The organism is Bradyrhizobium centrosematis (assembly GCF_045571495.1).
GTDB classification, from domain to species: domain Bacteria; phylum Pseudomonadota; class Alphaproteobacteria; order Rhizobiales; family Xanthobacteraceae; genus Bradyrhizobium; species Bradyrhizobium centrosematis.
This window is the reverse complement of sequence record NZ_CP120703.1, coordinates 5,916,226-5,931,965: the sequence shown is the minus strand read 5'-3', so window position 1 is coordinate 5,931,965 and position 15,740 is coordinate 5,916,226. Positions and strand designations below refer to the sequence as shown.

The following is a 15,740-nucleotide window of genomic DNA, read 5'->3' as shown; positions in this document are numbered from 1 at the left end:
AGGGCTAGGGGATGCTTCCAAAAATCTCGATCATTACGCCGTCCTTCAATCAAGGGCCTTTCATTGAGCAGACAATCCGCTCAGTGCTCGAGCAGGGTTACCCCAACCTCGAATACATAGTGATCGATGGCGGCAGCACGGACGAGACGGTTTCCATCATCAAGCGCTATAGCGACCGCCTTGCCCACTGGGTGAGTGAACCCGATCGCGGGCAAACACATGCCATCAACAAAGGTCTGGTGAAGGCCACCGGCGACATCATCGCCTATATCAACAGTGATGATTATTATTTGCCTGGGGCGTTCGAGAAGGTCGCACGTTACTGGCTCGACCATCCCGATTGCGATCTCATCCACGGCCAATGTGAGATCGTCGATCATGCGGGGAAATTGGTCAGGTTGCAGCAAGGCGACATCAGCAGCCTCGAACAGTGCCTGGACTTGTGGGCAGTCTGGTGGGGCGGACGAAATTTCGTTCAGCCAGAAGTCTTCTGGACGCGTCGTGTGACCGAGAGGATCGGTTCTTTCCGCGAAGATCTCCACTGGGTGATGGACTACGACTATTGGGCCCGGATCTTTGCTGCCGGAGGCAAGGCCGGATTCATAGGCGATCGCCTGGCGGCCTTCCGCCTTCATCCGCTGCAAAAGTCAACACAGCCCGAACGTACCGCGGATGAACTCCTCGGTGTCGTGCGGCCCTATCTGTTCTCGAAGAGCACTCCTATCGGAAGAAGAGAGCAGATCCGCCTTCGCGCTGAATGGATGTACCACGCGGAATTCCTTCCACGCGTGCGCGATTCGATCGCTTCCAACGAGCTCCCCGCGCGCCGGAGAGCCAGGCTGGCCGGCTACGCATTGTCCCATCCGAGTGTTCTGCTCGCGCGTCCTTTCAGAACTCGATTGACCGCCTCGGTGAAGCCTTTGTTCTCGAACACCGTCCTTGGAGGCAAGTTGTGAGCATCGGAGCCGTTCTTCTGCGTCTTCGCCAAAAATACGGTCGCGGATTTCGCGTCGCCTATGCTCGCGACTACGTGCGGCCCCGAATCCTGAATACGGCACCGGTTACCGACACGAGCGACTCGCGGTGCGAGATTCATGTCCTGACCTCGGCACAGGATTGGATCAACCTCATCTGGACCTTGAAGTCATTCTATTTCATCAGCCGCCGCCGCTATGCGCTCTGCGTGCACGAAGACGGTTCGGTCCCGCCAGAAGGCCTGGAGGCGATCAGGAAGCATTTCCCGGCCGCCCGCATCCTGCTTCGCGCCGACGCCGATCGCCAGGCGCGAGACTTCCTTCGTGGCTATCCGAGGTGCGAGGCGTTTCGGCAATCAAATGCATTGGCTCTCAAGCTGTTCGATTTCAAGATGAGCCTGCGATCGCCGAGGATGCTGCTTTTCGACAGCGATCTGTTGTTCTTTCGCGAACCAGCGGTCTTCCTGAACCGCGCTGAAGATCCGGCCTATCTCCGCAATACGTTCAACCGGGATGTCGAAACTTCATATTCGCTCGACTGGAGGATCGTGAAGGAGCGCCTCGGTTTCGACGTCACAGAAGAGATCAACTCCGGATTTGGCGTCGTCCATCCGGACTCGATGCGGCTCGACCGGATTGAGGAGTGTCTCGGACTGGATGGCATCCTGGACGGCCATCCGTGGCGGATCGAGCAGACGCTGTTTGCTTTGTTGAGCTCGCACTACGGTGTGGAGCTGTTGCCGCAAGACTATCAGGTCTACCTCACCCCGGGCCTCGGCGATCGGCCATTCCGCCATTACGTGGGTGCCGTGCGACATCTGATGTACAGCGAAGGAATGCTTCGCCTCGTCAAGCAAGGCCTCCTCGACATGAAGCCCTTGCCTTTGACGACGGACCAGACGACGGTCGGCATGACGACGGCATTGTCCCAGAGGAGCAGTGTCTGATGCTCGTCTCGATCCTCATCCCCTGCTACAACGCGCGACAATGGATCGGTCAGGCAATCGACAGTGCGTTGGCTCAAACGTGGCCGAACGTCGAGGTCATCGTCGTTGATGATGGCTCGACGGACGGCAGTTTCGAAATCATCCAGTCCTACGGCGATCGTATCCGATGCGAGCGGGGGCCTAATCGAGGCGGGAATCAAACGCGAAATCGGCTGCTCGAACTCGCGCAAGGTGAGTGGGTCCAGTACCTCGATGCCGACGATTATCTCCTGCCGGACAAGATAGAAAACCAAGCCAAGTTTATTCAGACTCTGGCGGATGTCGATGTCCTTATCGGGCCTGCGATCTGGGAGTACTATTCGTCCGATGGCGCTCGCCGAGAGGTCATGGAGATACCCGAACCATTGGACTATTGGTCACTTCTGGCCAGTTGGAAGTTGCCGCAGACCGGTGCGCCGCTTTGGCGCAAAGCTGCGATTCTGGATGTCGGCGGATGGGATCCGAAGCAGCCGTGCTGTCAGGAGCATGAACTATATTTGCGTTTGCTCATGGGCGGCAAGCGATTTGCTTTTAGCGCGAAGAGCGGCGCCGTGTATCGCCAGTGGAGCGACCAGACCCTCTGCAAGCGCGACATCGGACTGGTCCACACCCGTCGGCTGATGATCGAGCAGCAACTCGAGGACTTTCTCAGAAACCGGGGTGAACTCACTTCCAGCCGCTTGTTCGCCATCAATCTCGCGCGCTTTGAGATAGCGCGGAGCGCCTGGGCTTATGATAGAGCGCGTTCTGTCGGCCTGATCCGTCAGATTTTCGCGACCGACTGGTGGTTCTCGCCGCGCGGCCGGGCCGCGCCGCTCGGATATCGATTTGTCTTTCACGCATTTGGTTTTCGGGCTGCCGAGGCCGTTGGCCATATGCTCAGGAACGGTATCTGGAGCCGAACCACCTGATGTCGGGGCAAGCAGCACCTGATAGGCACAAGGACTATCCATATCTGCTCCTCGCGACTGACAGCGATGTTCAAGGAGCTTATTCCGGCTATACGCAGCTCGCAAAGCATGTGCCGCATGCAGCTTTGCTCAGAAACCGCAGGCGGGAGCCGAGGACTGTCGTCGAACGCGCGGCTCAGCGCTGGATCAATCAATTTACGGGCTCAAGCTGGTATCGCTTCAGCTCGACGAAGCCGGAGCTTCGTGCGTGGCTTCAATGTCAGATCGGATTCGAGGGACTCGTGCACTTCCTGTGGGGAGAGCGTGATTGGGGAGTCATCGATCGTCTGCCCGGCAGACGCCGGCCGAAGGTGTGCGCCACCTTTCATGCATGTACCGATACATTGCCCGAGACGCTTCGGGCGGACCGGCTAAGAAGCCTTGATGGCATTATCCTGATGAGTGAGACGCAACGCGAGTTCTTCCTGAACCACGGCGTCGACAACGAGAAGATTGAGGTCATTCCGCACGGCATCGACCTCAGCTACTTTCATCGTTCAGAAGTCGCGGCCAGCGAGCAGTTCACGGTCCTTTCCGTCGGAAGCTATCGTCGCCGCTTCGATCTGCTGAGGGACGTCATAAAGATCGTCGGCAGCGTTCGTCCGGAAATTTCGTTCGTGGTAGTTGCCTCTCGCGACAAGACGCGAGAACTCGAGGGGCTGGCGAATGTCAGACTTCTTAGCGGTGTGTCCGACTCGGATCTTCTTCGTCTGTACAGCTCTTCATCGTGTCTCTTGATGACCTTGCAGGCGGCAACCGCCAACAACGCCATCCTGGAAGCAATGGCTTGCGAGCTGCCGATTGTCAGTGAAAATGTTGGCGGCATCAGAGAGTATGTCGGCGAGGCCGGGGTTCTGGTTCCTCCGGGTTCGGCGGATGCCTTGGTTGAAGCCATCCTGTCGCTGCACGGGGACCGTGATTTGGCGGCGCGCATCGGACGGGTTGGCGGGATCCGGGCGAAGAGCTTTGATTGGCCGATCATCGCGGAGCGAACGACAGCCTTTTATAGGCGTGTCCTGGCAGCCTGAGATGCTGGGCGTATTTGGATGGGCCAGGCCGTGAGCATTGGGGAGGAGTTCGCCAACAGGATCATGCGCTACCCAGGGGCGATAGCGATGCGCGTGCGCATTGCTTGGCTCCGGTTGCTCGGAGCGCAAATTGGAAATCACTGCTGGATACGGCGGGTCAGCGTACCCAGAAATCCCTGGGATCTCGTTCTTTCCGACGGTGTTGCGTTGGACGAAGGCGTGATCCTGCTCAGCAGTGGCGATAGAGGACAGCAGCCCAAGATTCATATTGGCGCGAGGACCTACGTCAATCGCTATACGATGTTTGATGCGTCCGATCGCATCGAAGTCGGGGATGACTGCATGATAGGTCCGTTCTGCTACATTACCGACCATGATCACGCCGTCGGCAAAGACAGGCGTCTTGCAGATCAGCCGCTGGTCAGTCAGCCCGTGACGATCGGGCAGAACGTATGGATTGGCGCTGGTGCGATCATCCTGAAGGGCGTGCAGATCGGCGCAAACGCGGTCATTGGCGCAGGTGCCGTCGTCACGCGATCGGTGAACGAGAGTGAGGTCGTCGCCGGCGTTCCTGCCAGGTCCATACCGCAGACGGGACGGTGAGCCATGGCTGGTGGCCAGGAGGGCAGGGCACCCGTATCCGTCATCATCCCGACCTATGGTCGGGGGACCGCGGTCATTAAGGTGCTCGAGCGCATTGCGCTCTGCCGACCGTTGCCAGCCAAGATCATCGTCCATCTCGATGCCCCGGCCGACAATGCGCTCGCGGAAATCAGCAGTCTGTTCCCAGACGTTATCGTGTTGAGTTCGAGTACAAGACTCGGGCCCGGAGGTGGGCGCCATCGCGCCCTGATGGCTTGCGATACGCCCTTTGCGGTGAGCTTTGATGACGATTCCTATCCGATCGACGAGCAGTTCTTCTCCGAGGTCGAGCGGCTGTTCGTACAGAACGAGGATGTCGCGTTGCTGGCCGCTCAGATCTGGCACCGAAACGAAGAAATGCCCGAACTATCGGACTGGATGTTCGAGCGCCCAAGCTTTGTGGGTTGCGGGTTCGCAATCCGGGTCGAGGCCTATCGGAAGATCCGGGGGTATCTCCCGCGGCCCGTAGCCTACGGCGTCGAGGAGACTGATGTCAGCTTACAGCTCTTCGCTGCACGACAGCGCATCTGCCAGGTGGGGGCGCTGCGCGTATTTCACGACACCGACCTCAAGCACCACAGTTCTGCGGTGATCACGGCCGCCAGCATCACCAATCTCGGGCTCTACGCGTTCCTGCACTATCCGGCATCGCGTCTTGGCTGGGGCGTCCTGCAAGTTGCGAACAGAGTAAGGTTTCTGGCAAGTCGCCGCCGCTTCCGAGGGATCATCGCCGGTTTCCTGGCTATTCCGCTAGACTGCTATCGGTTTCGGCAATATAGAGACCCGGTTGATCCTGATGTTCTATCTCGCTTTTTCAGATTAATCTCCCGCGATCCAAAGCCCACAATGCAGGGTTCGGTTAACGGATCATAGCTGGGCCTGTAGGATATTGGATGTGAGCAGTGCGAAATGGGTCTGCTGTCAACTCGGCGGACGCGAGCATTACGCAATTCCACGGCTGCATCACCGAAGTGGGCATCTCGCCCGCTTGATAACCGACCTGTGGATCCCGCCGGGATCCATTCTACGCCACCTCGTTGGCGCAGGCGCGGCATCCCGCTTCAATCCCGAACTGGCCGACGCACCGGTCAGCGCCTCCAACTGGGAAAGCCTGGCATTCGAATTGTCCGCCAAAGCGCGGCGCCGGGGCGGCTGGAACCTGATGATCGCGAGGAACGAGAGATTTCAGGCCTACGCCGTGCGGGTGTTGTCCGGTCTTCGCAAGCCCTGCGGGGGCTCTGGAGTGGTCATGGCGTACAGCTATGCCGCAAGAGACATCTTCCGCTGGGCGCGTCGCCACGGCTGGCGGACGGTGCTGGCGCAGATCGACCCCGGTCCGCCGGAGCAGCGCATTCTTCAAAAGCTTCATCAAGCGTCTGGTCTGTCTCATGCTTGGCAGCCGCCGCCCGAGGTATACTGGCAGCTCTGGCGCGAAGAATGCGAGCTTGCCGATCGCATCGTGGTCAACTCGCGATGGTCCGAGCAGGCGCTGCTGGAAGAGGGGATCGAGGGGTCGAAGATCGCCTGCATTCCGCTCGCCTACGAGGCCTCGCGGGCGCCGTCCCAGCGGTCCTATCCGGAGCAGTTCTCGCAGGCGCGTCCCATGCGGGTCCTCTTTCTCGGGCAGGTCAACTTGAGGAAGGGGATCGGGCCGCTCCTGGAGGCGATCGATAAGCTGAAGGGCGAGCCGATCGAGTTTACATTCGTGGGGCCAATCCAGCTTGAGATTCCCGAGGACCTTCTGCGCGATCCACGGATCAAATGGATGGGCCACGTGCCCCACGGCGAGACTGCGGGGCATTATGAATATGCCGACCTGATGATCTTCCCGACCTTGTCGGATGGATTTGGGCTGACCCAGCTCGAGGCTCAAGGCTGGCATCTGCCCATCATTGCATCAAAGTTCTGCGGCGATGTGGTTCAGGATGGGCGGAATGGGTTGCTTCTACCGGAAGTGTCCGCTGACGCCATTGCGTCGGCGTTGACGAAACTACTCAGGCAGCCAGCCGAATTGAGGAGAATGTCGAACGCCTCCTCGGTCGACGCTCAGTTTTCCTTGGACAGTGTCGGGAAGAGATGGAATGAGCTCATCGATTGAATCCGCAGTGAGCGATCGCCGCGAACCGAGCGCGCCTGAGCGTGCGAACGTCGTTCCGCACAAGGTGGCCTTCGTTACAATCGTTCCGTCGCCATATCAGCGGGATCTTTTTGCGGCGTTGGCAAAGCGGCGCGAAATCGATTTGAACGTGTACTACATGGAGGCCGGTTCTCCCGATTCACCTTGGCCGGCCGTCGATCTCGCGCGATACGAGCACATCTTGCCGGGGTCGTGGTATCCGATTGGTCCGGTGCGCGCCCATGTCAACTGGCGGCTCCCCGACCTTGCGGACGCCGACTTCGTCGTTCTCAGCAGTTACACCTCTCTGACCGGTCAGTGGCTGATGCGCGCACGACTGAAGCGCTCTCGTTGGATTTTCTGGGGGGAACGCCCTCGTGCCCACACTGGGGCGAAGGGATTGGTCCAGCGCCATTTGATGAGTCCGATCTCGACGGCCGCGGCGATCGTCGGCATCGGCGAAGTTGCCAGGCGCATCTACCAGGACCAGTTTCCGCATCAACAGACTTTCAACATTCCCTATCATTGCGACATCGAGGAATTTCACCGCATCGAGCGGCCCAAGCGGTCGGAAGGTCCGCTGACATTTCTGTTCTGTGGTCAGATGATCGCGCGCAAGGGGCTCGATGTCCTGCTCGCAGCTTTCGACCGTCTGGTTCTGTCAGGACATGACGCCACGCTGCGTCTCGTCGGCCGGGAAGCCGAGCTTCCCGAGATGCTGCGCCAGGTCGATGCGAAGACCAGAAGCCGCATCGACTATCTCGGCTTTCAGCCTCCCGGGCGGCTGCCGGAGTTCTTCGCCGGCAACGACGTCTTCGTGCTGCCGAGCCGGCATGACGGCTGGGGCGTCGTCGTCAACCAGGCGCTGGCCACGGGGATTCCGGTGATCTGCTCCGACAATGTGGGTGCGGCGATGGATCTGGTGAAGCCGGGCGTCAACGGTCTTCTGGTCAAGGCGGGAGACGTCGAGAGCCTCGCGGCTGCGCTTCGGCAGGTGGCGGAAAGGCCGGCGGTGCTCGACGCGTGGAGCAGGAATGCGCGGGAGACGTCTCGCGACCTGACCCCTGAGGCCGGCGCCGAGAAGTGGGTCCGCGTGTTCGACAGCTTGGCGCGACGCGGGAACGATCGGTCGTAGAGGGCGGGCCTGGACGAATTCATGAAGATACTCTTGGTGAGCAGCGGATCCGGTTCGCGCGGCGGCGGCGAGATCTTTCTCCTCTATCTCGGTCGTGCGCTGGCGGCGCGCGGCCATGCGGTCACGACCTGGATGCCGACGCATCGCCGGATGGACGAGCTTGCGGCGCAATGCGCGGAGTTCTCGCAAGTGATCCGGGCGGACTACGTCAACACCTATGATCATCGGTTACGATCGCTCGCCACGCTGTTTAATGCGAAGCAGACAAACGCGATCGCCAGGCAGTGGCGCGCGCTCGCGCCTGACGTCGTTCACGTCAACAAGCAAAATCTGGAAGATGGGCTCGATCTGCTGCGCGCAGCGCGCATCAGCGGGCTGCCGTCCGTGTGCACCGTCCACCTCACCCAGACTGCGCGGTATTTGCGGGCGCGTGGTGCTCTGCTGCGCGACATGGTGGCCGCGTTCGAGTTGCGGAAGTTCAAAGGCGCGTTTGCCGCCGTGCAGGACGTGCGCCGCAAGGAGCTGTCCGCCTTTCTCGGGCCTGAGGCGAGGACAGAGACCATCTTCAACGGCGTGCCGCTGGTCGACCCCGACCGCCAGCAGGCGATGAGGCGGGCGGCCCGCGCGGAGCTCGGGATCGCCGACGACCAGTTTCTCGTCGTCGGCCTCGGCCGCCTGGTTGCGCAGAAGAACCCGTTCACGTTCCTGGAGGTTGCGCGTAAGCTCTGCCGGAAGCACGACCATCTCCGTTTCGTCTGGGTCGGGGACGGCGAGCTGGCCGGGGAATGGAAGGCGGCGGTCGAGCGCGAGGGCCTGGGGCAGTCGATCCGGTGCGCCGGCTGGAAGTCGGAGGTGCGGCCCTATCTGGCGGCAGCCGACCTCTTCCTGCATACCGCCGAGTATGAAGGGCTGCCATTTGCCCTGATCGAGGCCATGAGCATGGGGCTGCCCTCCGCGGTCTCCTCCACCGTCGCCGCGGAACTGCCGTTCCTGCACGCCGGCAATGCCATATTCTACGACCGTGACGAGCGTCTGGAGCATTTCATCGCCCATCCGCAGGAGCTTGGCGAGATCGGACAAGCCGGGCGTGTTATGGTTACCCAGCAATTCTCGGACACCGCGATGGCGGCGGGTTACGAAAGGCTCTATGCCGGAGAAGCGGCGAGGTGTTCATGACGTCAGCACCGATCACGGCTGGTGCAGTGCAGGCCGGCCAAAAAAATGCAAATGCGCCGACGTTGATCCTGGTCGCCGGGCTCGCGGTGACCTGGCTCGTGCTGCCGTCGGAGGACGCGGAATCCCTGTTCAAGACGGCAGCGATCGGCGTCGGACTTGCGCTCGCGCTGAGCACGGCCATGGAGGCGGTCCAGGGCGTGCGTGCTCTGATCCGCACCGACAATCTGATGCTCTGGGTGCTGTACGGGCTGACGCTGCTGGAGTTTCTGTTCCCGCAGCCTGACGTCAATGCCATTGTCAGCGTCGAGGCTGCGCAACGGGGCGCCACCGCGGTTCTTCTCGGTTTCTCCGGCTTGGCCATCGGTCGTCATCTAGTCTCCAGTCGAGCGCGCGAGGCAGCGTCGATCGATTTGAAGCCGAGCCACCTTTTCGTATTGTTCCTTGTCGCCTTCGGTCTCGGCTATCTGCACATATTTCTGGCGGTCAACTTCAATCCCGTTGAAATGATCGAGCAGATGTCGCGCCCCCGTTTCACGCAACCTTGGGGGAGGGGTAAGTACGGCAATCTTTACAGCCTTTTGTACGAACTCAACCTGCTAATCTATTTGTTACCTCCGATCGCGGGACTGATCCTGGCGCGCGCGGAGCGTTTCTCAGCAGCACAAAAGACGATCGTTCTCGTCATCCTGACGCTCACTTTTTACTATGCGTTTGCTTCGGGGACGAGAAACATACTGGGAACGTATGTCATCTCGATGTTCGGCGCCTATGCCCTCAGCAAGCCAGATCTCAAGCTTAAGCAGGTGCTGATGGTTGGCATGCCCGTGGCGGCACTTCTGCTGTTTGCAAGCACCCTCATGCTCGAGTTTCGGTCCGCGGGAGGCATCACTGCAATTGCATCTGAGGAACGCCATTATGATACGCTCTACATCGACCACAACATCGTTAACCTTTCGAATCTGACCAACGTCTTTCCGGACGCGGTTCCTTATCTCGGCTTTGAGATTCCCTACCAGGCCATCATCAAGCCGATCCCGCGCGCGCTTTGGTCAGGAAAGCCAGAAGGACTTAGCACAAGTATCGAGGCGGCGCTTGGGATGGAAGATGGCGTCACGACGCTGTCCTGCACCTTCGTCGGTGAAGCCTACATGACTTGGGGTCTTCTCGGCGTCGTTATTGCTGGTCTGGGCTTCGGAGCAGCCGCCGGTTGGTGGAATCGTGTTGGCCAACAATCCGGTTCTTCGTTTTCGCAGATATTATACGCCTCCGGGTTCCTCGCTGCCGCGATGGCTATGCGCAGCATGATCACCATGGTTCCTTTCATGTTGCCGACCCTCGCGTTGTGGCTGTTGGGAAAGTATTGGCTTCCGAAATCCAGAAGCCTTCATGTCGGCTAGTTCATTCCTCCATCAATTTCGATGCCCTATAACATCCTCCATATCATTCCCTACATGCATCCCAGCGCCGGCGGGCCGCCGGTTGTGGTCGAGAATTTCGTCAAGGAGGGGAACGAGCTGGGGCATCGCTCGCGCATCCTCTCCACCTCGGGCTACTGCAAGGGTGACGAGCGCGAGCTGCTGAAGCGGCTCGAGCAGCTTGCTCCGACAACCTTCCTGAGCTCGCGCGAGACACTTCCTGGGATCGGACGGGCGGGATCGGGAACGATCGAGGCGCAAGTTCGCGAGGCCGATATCGTCCATGTGCATACGCTGTGGAGTCCGCTGAACGTCTCGGCCCGCCAGGCCTGCGCCAGGCAGGGCCGGCCTTACGTGCTCATGCCGCACGGAATGCTCGATCCCTATTCGCTCTCGGTCAAGGCGCTGAAGAAATCGATCTATCTGCACATGTTCGAGAAGCACAATATCACCCGTGCGGCTCGGATCATCTACACCACCCCCGAGGAGGAGCGTCTGGCAAAGCTGGCGGGCTTGCCGCTGCCGGCAGGCGAGCTCGTTCCGCTCGGCGCCGATGCAAGCACGGCGTCGAAAAGCCAGTTGCAGGCGCGGTTCGTGGCGCGGTTTCCTCAAGTTGCAGGAAAGCGGATCTTACTGTTCCTGGGCAGGCTCCATCCGAAGAAGGGATTGGATCGTATCCTCGGCTGCCTTCATTCGCTTCGGCAGACGGTCCCGAACCTTCTGCTCGTGGTCGCCGGCGATGGCGAGGCCGGCTATGTCGACGAGCTCAGGCAGAGGGTGAGGGAGCTGTCGCTGGACGACAATGTGCTGTTCGCCGGCCGCCTCGATGGCGATCTGAAGTGGGCTTCCTACGCGGCGGCGGAGCTCTTCCTGCTGCCGTCGCGGCAGGAAAATTTCGCAATCACCGTCGCGGAGGCGATGCAGATGGGCGTGCCGGTGATCGTGACCGACAAGGTGAACACCTGGCCCTATGTGAAAGAGGCGGAAGCGGGCCTCATCGTAGACGAGCGCGAGGTCGACGCGTTGCTGCCGCGCGCGGTCGCGGAGATCCTGGGCGATGATGCCGCGCGCGCCAGGATGGGGGCACAAGGCGCCGCCTATGCGCGCGAGCGATTGACCTGGCCGAGGGCCATCCGCGAGCTGCTCGCGTGTTATGATCGGGTTATCTCGGAGAGCCGGTGAGGAGGCGATTGCCGTGAGGGCGAACCGATTTCAGGATCTGTCCCGCTTTACGGGGACGGTACGTGGCCGCGAGGCCTGGCGCGCCCAGCTCTGGTGGCTGTTCCAGTCGCTTCTCGTGCTTCCGACGCCGCAATTCCTGTTTGCCTGGCGGCGCTTCGCGCTCGTGCTGTTCGGCGCGAAGATCGGAAAGCGGGTTCTCATTCGTCCGGGGGTCAGGGTGACCTATCCCTGGAACGTGACGATCGGCGATCATGTCTGGATCGGCGACAACGCCACCCTCTATTCGGTGGCCGAGATATCGATCGGGTCGCATTCCGTGATCTCGCAGGACGCCTATCTGTGCGCCGGCACCCATGACCATCGCGACATCACGTTTCCATTCAAGGCCTCGCCGATCCGCATTGCAGACGAATGTTGGGTCGCCGCACGTGGGTTCGTCGGCCCCGGCGTCGACCTCGGCGAAGGAGCCGTGGTGGCGGCGGGGGGGGTCGTGACCGAGAGCGTCCCGGCCGCTACGATCGTTGCGGGCGTGCCGGCGAAGAAGATAGGAGATCGCAGCGCCACTGTGTCGTGAGTTTCTTTCGGTTAATAATATGTTGGATATTTTGAAAAGTAGAGCGAGCCATGTCAGTAGCAAGATTTTCCGATTACCTAGCGATTTGCCGTCTGGATCATAGCACAAAGCATATCTTCATTGTTCCAGGGATGGCATTTGCTTATCTGCTCCGAGGAGTGCATAGCGACTCGCTAGCTGCCCAAATCATTCTCGGCTTAACCGCTGCTGTTTGTATCGCTTCAGCGAACTACGCGATAAACGAGTGGCTGGATCGTGACTTCGATAAGTTTCATCCAACGAAATCGCAAAGAGCTGCCGTCCTACGTGAACTACGGGGCCCGATCGTTTGGCTTGAATGGCTGGTGCTTGTCGGCGTTGGGCTCGGCTGCGCCTACAGTGCGAACTTCACCATGTTTCTCGCCTGCTGCGTTTTTGCGCTCCAAGGTATCGTGTACAATGTTCCCCCGTTTCGAACTAAGGACAAGCCATATTTGGATGTGATCTCGGAATCCATCAACAATCCCCTTCGCTTGACTGTCGGCTGGACGATGATCGATCCCACTTCGCTTCCGCCTTCGTCGATCATTCTCTCCTATTGGTTAGGGGGAGCTTTCCTGATGGGTGTGAAGCGACTTTCCGAGTATCGTGAGATCACTGCTTCGCACGGAAAAGAGCTGCTGTCGCGGTATCGCGCAAGTTTTGACGGATACACCGAGACATCACTGACGGTGTCTTCATTCATCTACGCGATGCTTTCCAGTTTCTTTCTCGCAGTATTCCTGATCAAGTATCGGATCGAGTACATACTGCTGATCCCCTTAGTCACAATTCTTTTCGGACAATATCTCGCCATGGCAATGAAGCCGAATTCTTCTGCTCAGAAGCCTGAGAAGTTGTTCCGAGAGTTTCCGCTGATGCTCACGGTCTCTCTGCTAGGATTTGCATTCGTGGTGCTGACCATCATGGATGTGCCGTCACTGCAAGCGTTGACCGAACAGCGCTACATCTTGCTGGGCTCGTAGGGCTGGAATGACGAATAGTAAGATCGAGCCGTTCGATTGGGATTGCGTCGATCTGGTTACGTTTGACGTGGACGGTACATTGTACAGTCAGAGCGCGCTGAGGTGTCGTATGCTGCTCGAATTGGCGCCTCACCTGCTCTACACGCGAAATTTTCGAACGTTGTCGATTATTCGATCCTACCGTCGACTTCGTGAACGCTTCGGCGATGAGGAAGTATCAGACTTTGAACCGAAACTGGTTTCCGAAGTGGCGTCGAGTGTGGGGTGCTCGCAGAGTTCTGTCGAGGCGGTCGTTGCAGAGTGGATCGAGCAAAGGCCTTTGCGCCACCTAGCCGGTTGCCGCTATCCCGGTCTCGGAGAGCTTTTTGTCGCTCTAAGGCGAAGCGGTAAAATAATTGGTATTCTTTCTGACTATCCCGCGCATCGAAAGTTGCAAGCGCTTGGCCTTGATGCAGACGCCATCGTATGTGCGGGTGACGAAGGTGTCGGGCGGTTGAAGCCGCATCCGCACGGATTTAAGACCCTGATAGGGCGGATGGGGGTTAGTGCCGCGAGAGCGGTGCTCATCGGTGACCGCATTGACCGTGATGGTCTCGTTGCGCGACGCATAGGTGCAAAGTGCTTGATTCGCTCACGAAGGCCAGAGGTCGGCTGGGCGACTTTCCGTCGCTACGACGAGCAACTGTTTGCTCCAATCCTCAAGGCCTGAGCAGATGCTGAATGTTCTCGGGAAGCTTTCTCGCTATCTGATCACCGGTGGCTGCGCTGCCGTTGTTGATCTCGGTGGGTTTCTCCTCCTTAAGAACTTCGGCTTGGAGATTGGGACAGCAGCGATCGCAAGTTTCGGCGTTGCTGCACTCACGAACTATGCATTGTCCGCAAGGTTCGTATTTAGTCAGAAAGCGACGGTCGGCGGGTTTTTCAAATTTCTTCTTGCTTCACTTTCAGGTCTCGCCATCAATGTGGGGATCACCATCGCAGTGGTCGCCATTACCTCGTGGCCGCCGGTGGTCGCCAAAATCATCGGGATTTCCGTCGCATTTGGCGCGAATTTCGCTTTGAATCTGCTTGTTGTTTTTCGGCGGGACACTGCCCAATCCTCTTACGTCCCCAAAATATAGAGTAGACCCGATGAGTGTATCTTCCAATTTCAAAGATCAATCCACTGCTGCGGTATCTCAGGACTTTCAGAGCAGCCGTACCATAGTCCTTCTTTCGCTCCTTGGGTTAATTGCGCTTTGTGTTGCTGTTATAACCTCTCCAAACCGTTTTATTTATGACGAGGTCTTCTTCATCAAGTATGTTGACTTGCTCAAAACGCACGGCTTCTCCAGAGAGTTCATGTTGTCGTTGCCAGGAGCTCCAGGACCACTCGTCGGTGTAGTTCATTATTTAGCGGAGCCGCTTACATCGCTGAAGCCAGCGAACATGAGGCTTGTGAATTTTTCGATCTTTCTAGCCGTCGTATTAATTGTAAGTAGGATGACGCCTGGAAAGAACATCTGGGTTGCAGCCTTGATCGCGATGTCCGTGCCAATGGTATGGGTCATCGCGGGCTTGGCGTTGTCTGAGATGCCGGCGATGCTTTGTGTTGCGGCTAGCGTTCTTTTTCTGATCAGAGCAATGCAAGCCAACGATCGTACTGGCGACTATCCAATGTCAACTGTGGTGCTCTCTGCCGCTTTTCTTGGCGTCGCAATATGGGGCAGGCAGCCCTATGCATTGCTTGCGTCCTTGCCTATTGCGCTGGCTGCTCGGGATCGAAAATTTGTGAGATCCGCGCTCGTTTACCTGGCCGTGATCGCGGCCTTCGCTTTACCTCTCCTGCTTATCTGGAAAGGGTTGGTCCCGCCGAAAATGCAAACCGATTTCCAGGGCCTCGTGTTCAGACACTTGGTCCTTTCGCTGGGATACGCCGGCATTTGCATGTTGATCGTCGCGCCTCAATCGATGAGGCCCCGTGCTGAGATCTTAATGATCTTGGCGATCGCCTCAGCGCTTTCGGTCTATTTCTTGCCGAGTATTGGACAGGTCCCTCTGCGATCCTTGGTTGAAGCGTACTTGCCAGGACAGGTCGTTCAAGTTTATGCACTCTTTTGTGGAGCGGCGTTTGTCTTGCTGGGCGCATGCTTTGCGTACTCAGTCATAACTTCGATTGTTGCCGCTCGGGACCGAGTTGTCTATTTAGCGAGTGTTGGTCTGCTGGTGTGTGCAGTTGCGCCGTTCTTCATCGCGGGACAATATTCGAGCCGCTATACTGCTATGGCGCTGCCGTTCTTCGTTCTTCGTGCGACTCAATCCGGAGAGCGTAGTGGCGGCTATTTACTCTTATTGGTGCTGGGCAATTTGATCGGGGTGTTGTCGCTGTTCGGCTATTATTATGGCAAGTCTTGAAACGGCCATGCAAAGAAGAGCGGAAGCTCGAAGGGCGCAAGAAAACTACTGGAGGTATGACAAGGATCTGCCCGCCGCATGCCGTGGGCCAAGCTTCTTGCGCCAGAGCTGCTTCCCAATAATTGCGGAATGAGGACGGAAGAACGGAAGGCATACAAGGGAGC

Annotated in this window: 16 protein-coding genes; all 16 read left to right on the top strand. The window is 58.6% G+C overall.

Annotated features, from left to right (window positions below):
* The first annotated feature begins 11 nt into the window (after positions 1 to 11).
* Positions 12 to 956, top strand: a complete 945-nt coding sequence (locus tag P6U31_RS28290; RefSeq protein ID WP_407185024.1) for a glycosyltransferase family 2 protein — start codon at positions 12 to 14, stop codon at positions 954 to 956.
* Complete coding sequence (locus tag P6U31_RS28285) at positions 953 to 1,921, top strand: hypothetical protein (RefSeq protein ID WP_407185023.1); 969 nt, start codon at positions 953 to 955, stop codon at positions 1,919 to 1,921. Before P6U31_RS28290 ends, P6U31_RS28285 begins: the two co-directional genes overlap by 4 nt.
* A complete protein-coding gene (locus P6U31_RS28280; protein WP_407185022.1) occupies positions 1,921 to 2,871 on the top strand; it encodes a glycosyltransferase in 951 nt (316 codons plus the stop codon). The genes P6U31_RS28285 and P6U31_RS28280 overlap by 1 nt, the downstream gene beginning before the upstream one ends.
* The gene (locus P6U31_RS28275; protein ID WP_407185021.1) at positions 2,871 to 3,938 is read left to right on the top strand and encodes a glycosyltransferase family 4 protein; all 1,068 of its coding nucleotides are present in this window, start codon (positions 2,871 to 2,873) and stop codon (positions 3,936 to 3,938) included. The genes P6U31_RS28280 and P6U31_RS28275 overlap by 1 nt, the downstream gene beginning before the upstream one ends.
* Before the next feature lie 18 nt (positions 3,939 to 3,956).
* On the top strand, positions 3,957 to 4,541 hold the full coding sequence (locus tag P6U31_RS28270; RefSeq protein WP_407185020.1) for an acyltransferase: 585 nt from the start codon (positions 3,957 to 3,959) through the stop codon (positions 4,539 to 4,541).
* A 3-nt stretch (positions 4,542 to 4,544) separates the two neighbouring features.
* The gene (locus tag P6U31_RS28265) at positions 4,545 to 5,453 is read left to right on the top strand and encodes a glycosyltransferase family 2 protein (RefSeq protein WP_407185019.1); all 909 of its coding nucleotides are present in this window, start codon (positions 4,545 to 4,547) and stop codon (positions 5,451 to 5,453) included.
* 22 nt (positions 5,454 to 5,475) lie between these two features.
* Positions 5,476 to 6,678, top strand: coding sequence for a glycosyltransferase family 4 protein (locus tag P6U31_RS28260; protein ID WP_407185018.1), 1,203 nt, complete (start codon positions 5,476 to 5,478; stop codon positions 6,676 to 6,678).
* A 436-nt stretch (positions 6,679 to 7,114) separates the two neighbouring features.
* Positions 7,115 to 7,831, top strand: coding sequence for a glycosyltransferase family 4 protein (locus P6U31_RS28255; RefSeq protein ID WP_407185017.1), 717 nt, complete (start codon positions 7,115 to 7,117; stop codon positions 7,829 to 7,831).
* A gap of 21 nt (positions 7,832 to 7,852) precedes the next feature.
* On the top strand, positions 7,853 to 9,007 hold the full coding sequence (locus P6U31_RS28250) for a glycosyltransferase family 4 protein (protein WP_407185016.1): 1,155 nt from the start codon (positions 7,853 to 7,855) through the stop codon (positions 9,005 to 9,007).
* A complete protein-coding gene (locus P6U31_RS28245) occupies positions 9,004 to 10,404 on the top strand; it encodes an O-antigen polymerase (RefSeq protein ID WP_407185015.1) in 1,401 nt (466 codons plus the stop codon). The genes P6U31_RS28250 and P6U31_RS28245 overlap by 4 nt, the downstream gene beginning before the upstream one ends.
* A 21-nt stretch (positions 10,405 to 10,425) precedes the next feature.
* On the top strand, positions 10,426 to 11,604 hold the full coding sequence (locus tag P6U31_RS28240; RefSeq protein WP_407185014.1) for a glycosyltransferase: 1,179 nt from the start codon (positions 10,426 to 10,428) through the stop codon (positions 11,602 to 11,604).
* A 13-nt stretch (positions 11,605 to 11,617) separates the two neighbouring features.
* Positions 11,618 to 12,178 carry a WcaF family extracellular polysaccharide biosynthesis acetyltransferase gene (locus tag P6U31_RS28235; RefSeq protein WP_407185013.1) on the top strand — a complete coding sequence of 187 codons (561 nt, stop codon included), beginning with the start codon at positions 11,618 to 11,620 and terminating at the stop codon, positions 12,176 to 12,178.
* 50 nt (positions 12,179 to 12,228) lie between these two features.
* Complete coding sequence (locus P6U31_RS28230) at positions 12,229 to 13,182, top strand: UbiA family prenyltransferase (RefSeq protein WP_407185012.1); 954 nt, start codon at positions 12,229 to 12,231, stop codon at positions 13,180 to 13,182.
* A gap of 7 nt (positions 13,183 to 13,189) precedes the next feature.
* Positions 13,190 to 13,891 (top strand): HAD family hydrolase, encoded by a 702-nt coding sequence (locus P6U31_RS28225; RefSeq protein WP_407185011.1) that lies wholly within the window; start codon positions 13,190 to 13,192, stop codon positions 13,889 to 13,891.
* 4 nt (positions 13,892 to 13,895) lie between these two features.
* Positions 13,896 to 14,303 carry a GtrA family protein gene (locus P6U31_RS28220; protein WP_407185010.1) on the top strand — a complete coding sequence of 136 codons (408 nt, stop codon included), beginning with the start codon at positions 13,896 to 13,898 and terminating at the stop codon, positions 14,301 to 14,303.
* A gap of 10 nt (positions 14,304 to 14,313) precedes the next feature.
* Positions 14,314 to 15,576 (top strand): hypothetical protein, encoded by a 1,263-nt coding sequence (locus P6U31_RS28215; RefSeq protein WP_407185009.1) that lies wholly within the window; start codon positions 14,314 to 14,316, stop codon positions 15,574 to 15,576.
* Positions 15,577 to 15,740 lie beyond the last annotated feature (164 nt).